General features: G+C 51.9%; 13 protein-coding genes. 11 read left to right on the forward strand and 2 right to left on the reverse strand.

All coding sequences use genetic code 11. The features are described 5' to 3' along the window. Positions 1–297 precede the first annotated feature (297 nt). From GN234_RS02835 to GN234_RS02850, 4 genes are all read left to right on the forward strand, one after another. Positions 298–981, forward strand: a complete 684-nt coding sequence (locus tag GN234_RS02835; RefSeq protein WP_176687803.1) for a hypothetical protein — start codon at positions 298–300, stop codon at positions 979–981. Then, the gene (locus GN234_RS02840) at positions 978–2,972 is read left to right on the forward strand and encodes a hypothetical protein (RefSeq protein WP_176687804.1); all 1,995 of its coding nucleotides are present in this window, start codon (positions 978–980) and stop codon (positions 2,970–2,972) included. The genes GN234_RS02835 and GN234_RS02840 overlap by 4 nt, the downstream gene beginning before the upstream one ends. A 13-nt stretch (positions 2,973–2,985) precedes the next feature. Beyond that, entirely contained in the window at positions 2,986–3,957 is a 972-nt protein-coding gene (locus GN234_RS02845) for an ATP-binding protein (protein WP_176687805.1), read from the forward strand. Positions 3,958–4,372: 415 nt separating this feature from the next. After that, complete coding sequence (locus GN234_RS02850) at positions 4,373–5,446, forward strand: hypothetical protein (RefSeq protein ID WP_176687806.1); 1,074 nt, start codon at positions 4,373–4,375, stop codon at positions 5,444–5,446. Between the two features lie 85 nt (positions 5,447–5,531). On the opposite strand, the gene GN234_RS02855 is transcribed toward GN234_RS02850, so the two are convergent. After that, positions 5,532–5,999, reverse strand: coding sequence for a helix-turn-helix domain-containing protein (locus GN234_RS02855; protein WP_176687807.1), 468 nt, complete (start codon positions 5,997–5,999; stop codon positions 5,532–5,534). A gap of 221 nt (positions 6,000–6,220) precedes the next feature. Here GN234_RS02855 and GN234_RS02860 point away from each other — a divergent pair, with 221 nt between their 5' ends. The 3 genes from GN234_RS02860 to GN234_RS02870 all read left to right on the forward strand — a co-directional run bounded on the left by GN234_RS02860 (position 6,221) and on the right by GN234_RS02870 (position 8,638). After that, positions 6,221–6,952, forward strand: coding sequence for a metallophosphoesterase (locus GN234_RS02860; RefSeq protein WP_176687808.1), 732 nt, complete (start codon positions 6,221–6,223; stop codon positions 6,950–6,952). A gap of 499 nt (positions 6,953–7,451) precedes the next feature. Continuing rightward, a complete protein-coding gene (locus tag GN234_RS02865; RefSeq protein ID WP_176687809.1) occupies positions 7,452–7,949 on the forward strand; it encodes a hypothetical protein in 498 nt (165 codons plus the stop codon). 53 nt (positions 7,950–8,002) lie between these two features. Then, complete coding sequence (locus GN234_RS02870) at positions 8,003–8,638, forward strand: HAD family hydrolase (RefSeq protein WP_176687810.1); 636 nt, start codon at positions 8,003–8,005, stop codon at positions 8,636–8,638. Between the two features lie 27 nt (positions 8,639–8,665). Here GN234_RS02870 and GN234_RS02875 read toward each other — a convergent pair whose 3' ends face one another. Continuing rightward, positions 8,666–9,781 (reverse strand): DUF3800 domain-containing protein, encoded by a 1,116-nt coding sequence (locus GN234_RS02875; protein ID WP_176687811.1) that lies wholly within the window; start codon positions 9,779–9,781, stop codon positions 8,666–8,668. A 652-nt stretch (positions 9,782–10,433) separates the two neighbouring features. Here GN234_RS02875 and hmgA point away from each other — a divergent pair. From hmgA to GN234_RS02895, 4 genes are read left to right on the forward strand one after another with little or no spacing between them, the layout of a single operon-like run. After that, positions 10,434–11,720: a homogentisate 1,2-dioxygenase gene (gene hmgA, locus GN234_RS02880; protein ID WP_176687812.1), complete on the forward strand. Its 1,287-nt coding sequence runs from the start codon at positions 10,434–10,436 to the stop codon at positions 11,718–11,720. A 22-nt stretch (positions 11,721–11,742) separates the two neighbouring features. Further along, the gene (fahA, locus tag GN234_RS02885) at positions 11,743–13,041 is read left to right on the forward strand and encodes a fumarylacetoacetase (RefSeq protein WP_176687813.1); all 1,299 of its coding nucleotides are present in this window, start codon (positions 11,743–11,745) and stop codon (positions 13,039–13,041) included. After that, positions 13,038–13,670 (forward strand): maleylacetoacetate isomerase, encoded by a 633-nt coding sequence (gene maiA, locus GN234_RS02890; RefSeq protein ID WP_176687814.1) that lies wholly within the window; start codon positions 13,038–13,040, stop codon positions 13,668–13,670. The genes fahA and maiA overlap by 4 nt, the downstream gene beginning before the upstream one ends. A 50-nt stretch (positions 13,671–13,720) precedes the next feature. Beyond that, a complete protein-coding gene (locus GN234_RS02895; protein ID WP_176687815.1) occupies positions 13,721–15,088 on the forward strand; it encodes an MFS transporter in 1,368 nt (455 codons plus the stop codon). Positions 15,089–15,186: the final 98 nt, after the last annotated feature.

The raw sequence follows: 15,186 nt of genomic DNA on the forward strand, positions 1-15,186 counted from the left end.
GATAAAAGCCAGCCACTCGCGCGTGCACGTAAGCCACTAGGGTTGTTTCCGCTCACCAGTAGTAAAAGTGAACCCTTAGACGCGGAAAGAAGAAATAGTGACCCTATGGCCGCACTCCTGTTAACCCTACAGTCCACGATTTCTAGACATCCACACAGCGACAGCCGTAAACCCGCGTTTTTCATCGCCAATTGAAATTTCAACGCTGCACTTTGTTGCGAATAGTTCCTATACCCTCCTGCTGCAAAGCTAAGCTTTCGGAAGCAATTCACATCCCTTCGTGACAGGGTAGGTAGCATGGCGAGCCCGAGAACCCACCTACGACGGCAGCTCACAGCCTCACGAAAGGCGTCGGGCAATAACTACAGTATTTGGCTTTTTTATAGCCCCAAGGTGCAGGAAGATATTGCACTGGTTGGTGATTGTGAGGTTTTGCACTGGGTTACAAACCTGGAACCCAATCCAAAGGTGGCTAGCTTCAAGCTTGGCGTAGAGGTCGAGGTTTCGGCAGAGGAACCAGCGGCAGACGATAAATTCGAAGTCATCAAATGCACTAAAGTCTTATGCTTGAATGGTGCTGTTGAGCTGCACAGGATTTTCAAAAGCGACGATGCTAAGGATGAGGTGCGCCGCGTTCCCGTCTGGTTCAAGGAGGTCGGCAGCGCCATTTCAACAGGCACGCTTGTAGACCTGCCAAGCACAAACTTTTATTTGGCGAGCAAGAATCTCGGCTTTTGGGTAAAGGTCATTGCGTTTGCGTCGCAGGTGCGCAGCTACAATCTTAAACACGAAATGGATTTAATTCACTCGACGATTTCAGTGCAAAAGGGCGGGGATGTGCGCACACTCCTAGCCAGCACTCCGATTCAAGATACTGCGCTCGCGCTTGGTGCGATGTGCCAAATGATCTTATCGGGCACCATTAAAGTGGAAGCAAACGTCGATGGCTTTGGTAACAATACCCGGTGGTCTTTACCATGACAGCACGAAACAGTCGTGCGACCACTGTACGGCTTCTTGAGTCAACGATGCCATGGGAGCCTGTTTGCACTGATTCGTTTTCTGAGGATGCACTGAACACGTTCAACCGTAGGGTTTCTGCCTTGGAAATGTATATGGCAGGTGCTTCGCTTTCAGTGATAAAGCAAAAAACCAAGATTGGCGGCAACTATCTGAGAAAGCTCATTGCGAAATGTCTTCTCGTCGATGCGCGTGGCGTTGTGTACGGATATACGGGGTTGATACCAAATATTCGAATTAAAATCTATAAAAGAACGGCCCCAGTTACACCGCGAATAGGTGGTAGTGGCCTTTCCGGAGTGCTTGGCCTCCTATTTCAACAATACCCCGATCTAGAGAACTATCTACGAGCATTGATCTTGAAGCGCGAGAAGCCTCAGCCTGGCACTGGAAATGTAGTCATACATGAGGCTGCAATAAAACCAAAAGGGGTTCATCATGGCTTCATAAAATTTCTAGAGAAAAAATCCCATCCCAAAGATGCATGGCCCTACACAACTGAGGGTCACGGTGTTAAAACGATTTCAGAATTTACTCGCAGAGTCCGTGCTGAAAATTTTGATCGTGCCGTTCATATCATAGGTGACGTGTCTGCAGTTGCGCATTTGGCAGTAGGGAGGGGTAAGTCCACACTGGCGAACCTGAAAAACCTGTATGACTCTGTAGTGATCGATAGTCATACGATCGATTCTGAGTTTGTGATCGAATTCGAAAATTCGTCGGGCTTGGTAAGCTCAGTGGAACTTAAGCGCCTCCATGTAATTGCGGGTTTGGAACCATCTTCCTTCGCAGTATTGTGGTTTCATGTGGTGTACGGCCTGGACGCAGATGCAGAAGATGTCATCTCGTTGTTACGGGAGATGCTAAGTCGGAATTTGCCAAAGCCTGATGTGCTCATTCCAGATTTAGAGCTCAAGCCCGGCGCCGGCTTCCCCACTGAGATTTATCCTGAACTTGCCTGTGTAATACCATCAGTTTTGCGGCTGGACAACGCATTGGCACATTTGTCCACAAAAGTCAGTTGCGAGCTCCGCAAGGAGCTAGGTTGGGCTGTGGAATACGGCCCGCCCAGACATTTTGAAAGACGCCCTGGAATTGAAAGACTTTTTTTAGAATTTGAACGCGAATTGTTTCAGCGGTCGGTAAACACAGTGGGATCTCGACCTGGGGGCAACTCAGGAGACAGCGCAGGCAAAGCAGCAGTGAAGTACAATATTAAAAGCTCATATTTAGAGCAGCTTTGCTACACTGTTTTTGCCAATCATAATGCAGAGCCAACGGAAGGAAAAGGATTCTTAAGCCCGCTGGAAGTTATTGGGCAGCGAATACACCAGGGAAACAATCACTTCATCCCTAGGTTTCTGCCTGCTGATAAAATGAATACGATCGCCTTGGCTCTGAGATCAGAAAGGCGCACAGTACGAGGCAGTATTGAAAAGGGCATCAGGCCCTATGTAAATTTCGAGCGGGCCCGCTATTCCAATGACGTCCTCAGAAAGGAAAGTAGTCTCATCAATCAAGCAATCATTCTCAAAGTCAATGAAAGTGACGTGCGGACGATTTATGGGTATCGCTTGGATGGGCGCTCTCTAGGAGCTCTCCAAGTTGAAGGTCATTGGCAAGATGTCAAACATTCTAGGAAAACCCGCAAAGCAGTTAATAGCGGGAAACGCAAAAAGACTGTGAGCAATGTTGAGGGCCAAAGTCCTGTGGTGGTTTTTCATAACCAGCTGGCAACGGAGCTAGAGCACAGCCTTCAAACCAAGTCGAAGTCGAAAAAACTTGCGTCGCAACTGGATCGTTTGAGGCATGAGATGGAATGGAGCACGAACAGTGAAAATGGTGGCGGGACAACCTCCACGACAGATATTCCTGCTCGCCCTGCTCCTGAGCGGGAATGGGTGTTGCCTGAGGATAGTGTAGACATTGATGCATTAATCAAGAAGATTTAACGAGGAGCGGTCGATGGAAGTTTATGAGCCGACAGATTTGGCGATGCAGCTTAAGTACTTCCCCAGCCATCCTCTTATTATAAAAGACTATACGATTGTCACGCCCAGCATACCCCCAGTGCTAAATATTGTCGTAGAGAGCGTCATGCTGCATAAGAGGAGTATCTGCTTCCGGGCTTATCCCCAAATGGGAAAGTCCACAGCCTGCCGGCTTTCACGTGCGGCCATTGACGAAGGGCAAAGTTTCAGAGATCGTTTTTGCTTAATGATCACTGCGGATCCACGCCGCCATGAACATATAATCCGTACGATTGTGAGGAATTTGAATCTTGCAATCCCGAACCAGCCAAAACTCGAAAACCTGCGCCGAGATGCTCTGGCGGCAATCGAGAACAAGCTCAGGTCGGTGAATGGCAGGCATTTCGTTCTGTTGATCGATGAAATGCAGGCATTGCAGATTTCGGAATATGAACACCTCCAGTTCTTGCAGAACGAACTGGCCTTGCAGGGGATCGGTATGACTGTGATCGGATTCGCCCAGACACAGGTGGATGACTCAATTACGTTGCTGAGGGAGCAAGGGCGACCCGAACTACTTGTTCGGTTTTTAAATGAAGTCTACGACCTGCCGCACTGCACGAATGTTGGATGGCTTACGGAAACCCTCACATTTTTTGACGAGAAGATGACCTACCCTTCGAATAGTAAATGCACATATACGGAGTTCTTTCTACCACTAGCCTTCGCAGACGGTTTCAGATTAGCTGATAGCGCAAAGCTTATTTTTTTACAAATGGAGCAAGCTATTCGCGAGGCAAGCTTGAAGCTTCTTCCGACTGCTCATGTGCTAGAAGTATGCAGGCTGATATTAATTCGCGCAAAAAAGCTCGATCATGCGGGATTTGAACTTCCACAAGATGTCGTTAAAGCAGCCGTAGCGGAAGCAAATTTGGCAAGCTACACAACTAATCTGACTAAAAAATAATTATTCAGGTGGCAATATGCTCATTTACCCTGCCATAGTTGCGTCATATCCTTCCTCATGGCAGGTCTACTTAGATATTCTGAGGTGTAATCGCCTCGCAGACTATCATGCTCTACAGGTTTTCGTATTGGGCAACCCAATCCAGGAGACATGGTGGAACGGCTCAGGCTCATTGCATGACTTGAGCGCCGAACTGGGAATGTCACCTGTAGAGCTGAAACTATCATTCGTCGATGGTTGGTTTCCGGCTCCCAAAACATATGATCATGATTTAACAAATCAGAGGGAGCGAGTTCAGATCCGACATTGCCCTCAATGTATAAAGTACGGTTACCATTCCGTAGTATTTTACTTTGGCGTTGTCACCCACTGCCCCTGGCATGGAGATGCCCTAGAGCGATGTGAGCAGTGCTCAATGATTCTTGATCAGCAGTGGGGCATACAAAAGGGTATTTATAACGCTGATAGTCTCTGTGAACACATCCCAATTATCTTAAGGGTTGCAAAAAACGACCCGTTGCCTGCAGATCTAGCTGACGTTATACGGACGTGGTGCAATACGTTTTTCACGTGGGTTCAGCGAGGTCACGAACTGTTAGGCGAGAGAGTTTATGATGTAATCGCTATAAATCATGCCAGTGCGTTGCAAGATGTCCACGTAGCGCTTGGGTACTTAGTTGAACGACTGGGCGTGCCAGGTTTCACTACTAGGCATTCTGAATCGACTGTTGTCTTCAGAAATACTCCCCCTCAAACCTTGCGCTCACGGACATTCCCAGCTTATGCATGTTGCAATAATGAGTTGATGCCTGCAGGCAGTCGGGTGATATCTAGTACTGAAATGCGAGCGGTTGTCCGGGCGTTGCGAAGGTATCTTTTTCGCGTATATGTGAAACCTCATCGATCCTGTCTCAAAAAGCTTAAAAAACTCGGCAAAGAAGAGTGGGTAAGAATGGATGCAAGAGCGATATGCCCTGGCGTCCTTGCTTATGCTTTGGTTTGCGCAAAGTATTGGCAGGTTCCGCCTTATTATTTTTTTCGAGGAACTTGCTCTTATGACTGCACAGTCGGATTTAAGCAAAGAACCATCAATTTGAATAATGGAGGTGTTGGGGCAAGCTTTGAGTTGGACGCTGTCAGTGTATTGCGCTCCTTTTATGAGGTGCTCGATGGTTTAGCAAACCACGAAAAAACCGGCGCTGAATGCATTATGTTCAGCTCTCAATTTTTTTGTTCTAAGCGGACATGCAAATATTCGGGCATCTTTGAAATTGGTCGCAATCGTGGCCTCCCTGCGCGTGAGGGGGCCTACATATTTATGAAAAATCCAGAAGTCCTAGCCAGCCTTTGTAGAAAGTGCAAGAGCCCGCACCGACTGATCATCGATAGCAATGATGTCGAGCTTCGAAGGCTCGATAGGCACACAATCTATTGCGCTATTTACAACTTTTCAAAGGGAGCCTCAGGCTCGTGCGATTTTTACATCTGAACCATTGCAGATGAATAAAGTCGCCAGCAGTTTGCTTCCGTTGAGTGTTTCGAAAGTATTTAGCCACCTGACACTCACTCGCGTGTCAGGTGGCCTGCAAGCCGAGTTTCTTCAAATGGTTGCTAACAGTTTGACGGCTGACCCCTAGCTGCCTTGCAACCTCTGCCTGGCTTAAACCTTGACCCGCAAGTTCCTTAATTTGCACGCGCAACTCTTCAGCAGCAGCGGTTACAGGATGAATAGCCTTTGAAGGTAGCGGAGGGATCTCACAATGGAGCAACCGTGTGGCTTTCAGGTCGCTCTCCAGGTGCTCCAGAACCTGCTGCGGCGTCACCCCGCGTTCCGCGGCGTATGCCAGCACCAAAAGGGTGAGAGGATCCACGTCAAGTGCTTCGGCAATTTGCTGGCTGACGTCAAGGGTAACTGAGCGCGAACCTGCTTCGAGTCGGCTCAAATAGGAGGGATCGGCCGCATGGGCCAGTTCCTGCTTGGATGAGTCGCGATGAGTACGGAGGTACTGCAAAGCCGATGCGTAGGCAGAGCGAAGCGACATAATCGGATCCGTGCAAACGGAACGATATGCTGAATTTGCGTCGTCATACGCAAGTGACTATAGTCATGAGGCTTTGCACTGGGTATGCTCGTCGACAGCGGGCCCTTCTGCCATGCGGGTTTTATCAATATACGCTTAAAACGAATTTCAGCTTCGGCGTGCAGCGAATCGGGTCTCGACCCTGTGAGCGCATGCCAGCAGCCAGGCCAAACCACCAGTCCATGAAAGTCCTCATCTACTCAGACCTACACAACGAATTCGACCGTTTCATCCCGCCAGACGTACCAGTGGATGTCGTGGTGCTCGCTGGCGACATCGATATCCAGGCACGGGGTGTTTTGTGGGCAAACGAGACCTTCCAATGCCCAGTGATCTACTGCGCTGGGAATCATGAAGCCTACAAAGGCCACCTCGACCGGACGCTGGAAAAGATGAAAGCTGCAGCAGCTGCTCACGTCCATGTGCTGGAGAACGAGTCCTGGATATTCCGCGGGGTGAGGTTCCTCGTCGCAACTGCCTGGACGGACTTTACGAGCACGGGCGACGCTGTCGCGGCATCGATGACCTGCGCTAGGCAGATGAATGATTTTCGGACGATCAGAGCCGACTCGAACTATCGCAGGCTGCGGCCGGCCGACCTGGTGGCAAAGAATGAGGCCACCAAGGCGTTTCTGAGTCGGGTGTTGGCTGAGCCATTCGACGGGAAAACCTTCGTTGTCACCCATCACTGTCCAATACCGGAGGTCGCCGGAGATGAATATGAGGGGCATTTGAGCGCTGCCTTTTACAACAGGTGGCATGGCTTGGTCGAGCAAGTGGATTACTGGGCATTCGGCCACACGCATCATTCGGTGGATACGATGCTGAGAGGGTGTAGGTTGCTTTCTAATCAGCGCGGTTATCCCGGTGAAGACTGCGGATTCGAACCAAGAAAATTAATTGAAATCGGTTGAGGGATGGTTAGTAGCGTGAGTGCTTGTGAATTGTTCGATCTTCCACTGCAGGTCGCCCAGGCAACCCGGATTGATTGGGGGATACCGATTGACGCGTACTTGATGGACGTAGCGCGGGTAGGTGATCGCCTCACAGGCTTGGTCTACTGCGACCTGTCTCGCGTGAGTAGTGACGGAATGACTGTCGTAACCCCGGAGATTCGGGATGTCCGGCAAGTCAACGGGTTCAAGCTGGTGCGGAGCCTGACCCGTCGTGATCACTACGTGATTGTGTCGGAACTATCTACGGGAGATCCAGGTGACGCGTGAGATGCCGGCTTGCTTTCGGCCCTGACTCACTCATGCCCCGTTAACCTGTAGCACGCGAGCGCTCTGATAGAAATCAGCCGAGTACAGCGCACCCGGAGACGAACCAGCGGCTTTAGCCTGGTGCGTCCCCGTGCCCACTAGCTCGCCCCCAATGGCTATTAAGAACAAGTTGTAATACTTAAGGAAAGGTATGTCTGATCTCAAGAAAACGAAACTCACTGTCAAAAACTATAATCTTAAAGCCAGTGGCGACTTAGATGCGGTTTATGACCAGGTTAGATGCGAGGATGTGGAGGGCCGTACTTTTCACTTTAAGGAAGTCGCCATGGTTGACTATTTGAAAAGGCATGGTGCGCTTGTCTTGGACAGTCCTCGCACCTGGTACTATAAGAACCTTGGAAAAAAATCAATCGTCCTTATTGCTGTAGAGAAAAGCAATGGAAAAGTCGAATACGATCTTGACAACCTGCGGCAGGTTGCAAAATCCAGTATTCTGAAAGGGATCTTGATGGCGGTAGCGGCAGTTCCTGGTGGAATCATCATTGCGACAGCCACATATGGTCTTGGTCTACTGTTTATTCCGTTTGCACTTTACTATACATACCGAGGTGTGTTCAAAATTCCAGGAATGTTGCGCCGCAAAACGTTGGTAGATGATTTGGCTGCCCATGGAGTTATTGTACGGTAATTGCCAAAGCCATTATCATCGCTGGGCCACTTCGGGATCATGAGGCGCTCTTAATGATTACAGCGGTTATTTTCGATGCGTTCGGCACGCTTATCGAAATTCTGAATCGTGAGAACCCTTACAAGCGTCTTCTCCGGATTGGCGTCCAACAAGGCCGAGTGGCTTCACCTTCCGACCTGCGTACCGTCATGGCGTTGAACGGAGGCCTGCTGGAGGCTGCTCACCTTTTTGGAATCAAACTCAAGCCTACCCAACTGATCGAGCTGCAGAGTGCGCTAGATCGTGAGCTTGAGTCGATCAAATGCTTTGATGACGCTCTGCCTGCCTTTGAGCGTCTCCAAGAGCATGGGATCAAAGTAGGGGTGTGCTCAAACCTGGCCGGGCCTTATTGCTCAAAAGTCAGGAGCCTGCTTCCTGGCCTGAATGCTTATGCGCTGAGCGCTGAAACTGGTGTGCTCAAGCCAGACCCGGAAATCTACCGGATCATCTGCAGCATGCTCAACGCTCATCCTGGAAAGGCCCCAGGATCTGAAGGCTCAAAAGTGCTGATGATCGGCGACTCCAAAAGGTGCGACCAGCTGGGGCCGCGCTCTTATGGGATTCTGGGGCATCATCTGGATCGCCATGGGGCAGGGCAGTTTCGTAGCCTGATCGAATTCACAAATGCTGTTTCACAGGGGATTCTGTGAACCCGATGAATTTAAATAGGACAAGCGCTATGCTGGGACGTCTAGCACGTTATGACACCATACATAATTGACCCCGTACCCTTTCAGTTCATTCTCAGCCTCAGCCATGAGATGAAAGGCAGTGGTGAGCTCAGGCGCTGGCTCGACCTTGTAGACCAGCCGGTCTTGCGCATAACGCACGATAAACCCAGTCAGAATATCCGCAGCCTGGACGCCGACAGAGTCCTCGGAACGAGCAATAGATAGCTCCGCTTGCTGCAGGAACTGGTAGTTAGCTACGGGAGAAACTTCTCGTTCAGGCGAGGCTTCCTCGGCTGCCTTTTTGGCCGAAAATAGAATATCGTCGAATTGAGTCTGAACGTCATGTACCAATTTCACTCGTTTTATATGGCCATCATGTGCATGGTTGATTCGAGCATACATGTTGGTGAGTGAAGAGTAATTCGGGAGTATCCACACGTCCTTTCCTTTCTTACCTTGATCAGGCATGGGTAGAAAACGGCGCACTGCTTTTTCCTCGGAGGACTCTTGAGTCAACATCACCTGAAAGTCATCCATCGTTTCAACTACAGACTCCGCCATGGCTGCGTGTTGGGGCGAAGTACCGGTGCGTGCGAATTCGAGAATGCAATCGAAGGCACGGAGCAGATCATCTTTGCTTTGGCTCTGGCAAGCTTTGAAATACATGCTGAAAACTTGGTTTGGTGCTTCTTTGGTTAGTATCTGCGCGAACACCGTGCGAATGTAATCAGCTTGTTTACTACCAGGCCCGGAAAAATAAGGCGGCCATACAAGATAGAAGGCCAGGTTCGTCGCAGCAAAAAATTTCTTTTCTACTAGTTCGATAAAAAAAGGAATTTTATTGCTTGCAATCAGCTTGATTAGATCAAGTATGAACCCTGGCTTGTTTTTGTAGATTTTGGTTGACTTCAGATCATTGGCTTGTATGCGGTGTTTCAGCTTCAAAGCCGTTATGTCAGCTTCAAATTGGGTCAGGTCGGTGATGCCAAGGCATCCTAGTCCAAAGTAGGGCTGTCCCCCGTAACTCAAGGTCTCGCCCCCGAGAATCAGATCCCCCGTGTTCCCAGACTCGTCGATGAAGTAGGTAATTTCAGTCGTATCCTGGTTTGCCTGACCGTTCATGTCTTCTCCCCGGCACTGCGGCCATCTGACCAAAAGGTCAATACGTGATCGACACATTCCCCGCCCGTTGCGCGTGGAATCCTTGGATGCCGGCGGGGAGAGTAGAGGTTTGCTGGAAGACCGACTAGGCCTAGTCGATCTGACGCGCACGGCAAATTTCGTGTTCAACCTCGCCAACGTTATGGCATTCCTTGGATAGCGAGGCCGGATGGGAGGGCAGGTATGTGTGGTGATCGCAGCCTCAGCAGGTTTGGTAGGACGAATGCCAGGGCGATCCTCGCTAACCCGAACCTCCTCCTCATCGAAGTCCCTCTCGTCATGGGCCCCAGGCAAGCCCGAGGGCAAACGAACTCAGACCGTCCACTCTGGACAAGCCTGGTGGTGCCGCCTGCGGGCTCGGTCTGAACACGGATCTTAGGCAGTGGACGCCTGACTCCCTCCAATCCAACGACCGCCAACGCCAAGTTTGCCGAGCGGAGCCTGCACGTAGTGAGGCTTCAAGGAATTGTCGTACCTCTGAATGAAAGAGCGCTTTCCAGAGTGCCTGGCTCGAAATCTTCCCTGCGACGCTTGACCGCACCTCTGCGCATAATTACGATTAGCGTAATCCGATTACGACAAATACAACACACGTAGCGCCGCAGGAGGAACGATGACCACAGAGCACAGCATCGGTTACCAGTCTGGATTTGGTAACGAGTTTTCCAGTGAAGCGATTGAAGGCGCTCTGCCAGTTGGGCAAAACTCGCCGCAGCGAGTAGCCCATGGGCTGTACGCTGAGCTGTTCTCCGGAACGGCATTCACGATGCCTCGCCACGAGAGTCGTCGCACCTGGATGTACCGCATTCGTCCCTCTGCGGCGCACCCGACCTTCAAAGCAATTGGGTCACCGATTCCTCTAACCACCTTAGCTCCCGCAAATCCGAACAGGCTGCGATGGGAGGCACTGGATATACCGTCGGAACCGACAGATTTCATCGATGGTTTGCGCGCTATGGTGGCGAACTCCAGCCTTGATCGTCCGAATGGCATAACGGTTTACCACTACGTAGCCAACCGTTCGATGGAACGGGCGTTCTACAGTGCGGACGGGGAGATGCTCATCGTCCCCCAACAGGGCCGGCTCCTACTGGTTACGGAGTTGGGGCGCATTGAGCTGATGCCTCTTGAAATCGCCGTCGTCCCACGTGGCTTGAAATTCAAGGTCGAGTTACTTGACTCAACCGCGCGCGGGTACGTGGCCGAGAACCATTCGGCGCCGCTTCGCCTGCCAGACCTCGGCCCCATCGGCAGCAATGGCCTGGCAAACCCTCGGGATTTCCTAACGCCGAATGCATGGTTCGAGAAGAACCAGGGGCCAACTCGCCTGGTTCAAAAATTCCTGGGAAGCTTCTGGGAGGCCGAGCTTGACCATTCGCCGTTTGATGTCGTCGCCTGGCATGGCAACAACGTGCCCTACAAATACGACCTCCGTCACTTCAACACGATTGGCTCGATTAGTTTTGATCACCCGGATCCTTCCATCTTCACCGTCCTTACCTCTCCGACCAGCGTGCCTGGGCTGGCGAACCTGGACTTCGTGATATTCCCGCCACGCTGGCTCGTTGCAGAAAATACCTTCCGGCCACCATGGTTCCACCGCAATCTCATGAACGAGTACATGGGGTTGATTGAAGGTGAGTATGACGCCAAGGCTGATGGCTTTACCCCCGGCGGCTCCTCCCTACACAGCTGCATGAGTGCTCACGGCCCGGACGCGCAGACTTCCGAGAGGGCGATGGCTGCATCGCTTGAACCGCAGAAGATCGACGGCACCATGGCGTTCATGTTCGAAACATCCCAAGTACTTCGTGCGACCGAATTCGCGATGACAACTTCTGCCTTACAGAAAAATTACGACGCCTGTTGGGAAGGGCTTGCCGGAAAGTTCGATAACTAATTTCTTTTTGAGAGGCTTTTAAATGAATAGCTGGGTTGCTTCGGCCAATGGCCATCCTGATTTTTCTCTGGCGAACCTACCTTACGGTGTATTTAGCCTGCAGGGTGGTGAGCGCCGCTCCGGCGTGGCGATTGGTGATGAGATTTACGATCTCCAAGTCGCTCTCGATGCGGGTCTGTTCGAAGGTCTTGCGCTAACGGCAGCAAGCGCCGCTATCGGCGGAGAACTTAATAGCTTTTTCGCCTTGCCACGTGAAGTCAGGCTGGCACTGCGCGAACGACTGATTGAGCTTTTGGTTGAGGGCAGTGAGGAGACACCAGCGCAGCAAAAAATCTGCGATCGGTTATTGGTTGCCGCTGCTCAGTGCACCCTACATGTGCCGGCTCGCATTCAGGACTACACCGATTTCTACGTAGGGATCCATCACGCAGAAAACGTGGGCAAGCTCTTCCGTCCAGACAACCCGTTGATGCCGAATTATAAGTATGTACCGATTGGCTATCACGGCCGGGCGTCCACCATCGTTGCCTCGGGTAAGCCCTTCGTCCGCCCATCAGGGCAAATCAAGCTGCCAGATAGCGATGAGCCAATCCATGCACCTTCTCGCCGGCTTGATTACGAGCTCGAAGTTGGACTTTGGGTTGGCCCAGGCAATGTACTCGGGGAACCGGTCGACATTGCTAACGCCCGTGAACATATTGCAGGCTTTTGCCTGTTGAATGACTGGTCAGCACGGGACATCCAGGCGTGGGAATATCAGCCACTGGGCCCGTTTCTGTCGAAGAGCTTCGCGAGCACGATTTCGCCATGGGTAGTGACGCCAGAAGCGCTGGAGCCTTTCCGCTGCGCCCAGCCAGCGAGGCCTGAAGGCGATCCCACTCCGCTTCCTTATTTGCTGGATGCCGAAGATCAGAGCACCGGCGCATTCGACATCGCCCTTGAGGTTTACATCCTTACGCCGACGATGAGAGAGAAGGGCGTGGCTCCAGTGCGACTTAGCTTGAGCAATACCCGCAACATGTACTGGACGTTCGCTCAGATGGTTGCCCACCATACGGTAAACGGCTGCCAACTTAACCCAGGTGATCTTTTTGGTACCGGCACGCTGTCTGGCCCAGATCGCAACTCGATGGGTTCACTGCTTGAGATGAGTGAAGGCGGTAAGCACCCGGTAGAGCTCCCTACTGGCGAGATGCGGACGTTCCTCGAAGATGGTGACGAGATCATCATCAAGGCTCGCTGCAGCCGGGATGGCTTTGGCTCCATCGGTTTCGGTGAATGCCGAGCAGTAGTGCTCCCAGCCTGGGGGCGTACCTCGTGATTCTGTACTCCTACTATCGGTCGACTTCTTCATACCGTGTGCGGATCGCGCTCGAGTTAAAGGGCTTGGAATACACCGTCAGGCCTGTGAACCTGGTTAAGGATGGCGGGGAGCATCGTAGCAGCACCTATTTGGAGCTGAATCCGCAGGGCCGAGTGCCGACTTTGATTGATGGCGATGTGAAAATTATCCAGTCGCCTGCGATCATCGAGTACTTAGAGGCTGTATACCCGGCAAACCCTTTACTGACAGGGAGCCAGGCCGATCGGGCCCTGGCTCGTTCAGTTGCCAGCATCATAGGGTGTGATATCCATCCGCTGCACAACGTGTCAGCCCTGAACAAGCTGCGGGCGGCGGGGCATGATGAAGCGTTCGTCGAACAGTGGATTCAGGGCTGGATTGCTGATGGCTTCAATGCCATCGAATCCTTGATCAAAGACAAGGCCTGGGCGCTTACAGATGAGCCGGGGCTGGCGGATGTGTACCTGTTGCCTCAGGTATACGCCGCACAACGCTTTGGACTGGATCTCGCTTGCTTCCCTCGAATTGCTCGCGTCGCTGAGCTTGCCAAGTCCCACGCAGCCTTCCAGAGGGCGCACCCTGCCAGTCAAATAGATTCGCCTGCTTAACTCCGCATCATCCTAAAGCGTGGCCTCAGAACAATAATCGGACTGCCAAGATGAATAACCAGATTGACGCCTTTCGTAAGGCACTGGATAAACGACCGTTCTCGCGGTATCAGATCCGAACCCTAGTATTGCTGATTTTGCTGCTCATTTGCGATGGTTACGATGCCCAGCTTTTAGGCTTCGTTGTTCCGAGCCTGGCGCATGACTGGGCCACACCCAAGTCGGCGTTCGGTATCATCTTCACCAGCAATTTGATTGGCTTGACCATAGGGTCGCTGCTGCTGACGCCGCTCGCAGACAGGTTTGGAATCAGGAAAACCTTACTCTCCTGCGTTCTACTTTTTGCGAGCCTAACTTTACTATCGGCATGGGCTCACAATATCGAGACATTGGCAGTCATCCGGTTCCTGTGCGGCATAGGGATGGGGGGCGCAATGCCGAGTGCTATGGCACTCATGGCCGACTATGCGCCTCCTCGGTTGAAAACCTTCTGTGTGACGCTTGCTGCTTGTGGCTTCTCGTTCGGTGGGGCTGCGGGCGGTTTCATCGCGGCGAGCATGATGGAACACTATGGGTGGCAGAGCGTGTTTATCGTCGGTGGCGTTGCCCCCCTTGTGCTTTTGCCCTTGCTCTTCCTGTGGCTACCAGAATCGCTGGCCCGGCTTTTCAGCGCCAAGCATCTGAGTGCCTCTCTCAACAGGATGCTTCATACTCTAGTTCCCCAGTGGACACCTCCTGCACCTGTCCTGGAGCACGGACGGCCACAAAAAGGTACGTTCGTTGACTTGTTCCGTCATGGCTATCTAAGGCCCACCATTTTCATATGGTGCACCTGCGTTTCCACTTTGATCCTCCTCTACTTCATCATCAGCTGGTTGCCAACGTTGCTAGGGGAGGCAGGTTTCTCTTCCACCGCTGCGAGCTTGGCGACGTCCTCGTTCCTCGCCTCAGGGACGATAGGTGCGATTGCCTTTTCGTATCTCGCAGACAAGGTCGCAAGCAAGGAACGGTTACTCTGCCAGATCATGCTTGTGTGCGGTCTCGCTACTGCGGCGATTGGATACGATCATGGCTCGTCAGCTTTGACTGTAGCGGCAGTGATGGTGGCGGGCTTCTGCTTAATCGGTGGCCAGCTCACGTTGAATGCCGTGATTAGCAACTTTTATCCGGCCCACATTCGAGCCACTGGGGTGGGTTGGGCGCTGGGAGTTGGCCGCTTAGGTTCCATCTCTGGCCCGCTCGTAGGTGCCATGTTGATTGCCATGCAGTTGCCGCTGACCAGCGCGATGCTACTGGCTGCGATCCCCGCGCTGTTGGCCGCATTTTTCGTCGTGAAGATCGCTCATCCAGATAATCAACGGTCTAAAGAAGCAGATCATCTCGGGGAGTCTGACTCCCGCGCCGGAGCTCGAAAATAGCCGATCCGGAACGTCTTTAATTACTTCGAATATGGTTTACCTCGCCCTGTCGTGCCTATGGCTCGGCGGGGCTTTTTTTGAAGTTACATCAGGGCGGT

It is taken from the genome of Pseudomonas bijieensis (assembly GCF_013347965.1).
In the GTDB taxonomy this organism is placed as follows: domain Bacteria; phylum Pseudomonadota; class Gammaproteobacteria; order Pseudomonadales; family Pseudomonadaceae; genus Aquipseudomonas; species Aquipseudomonas bijieensis.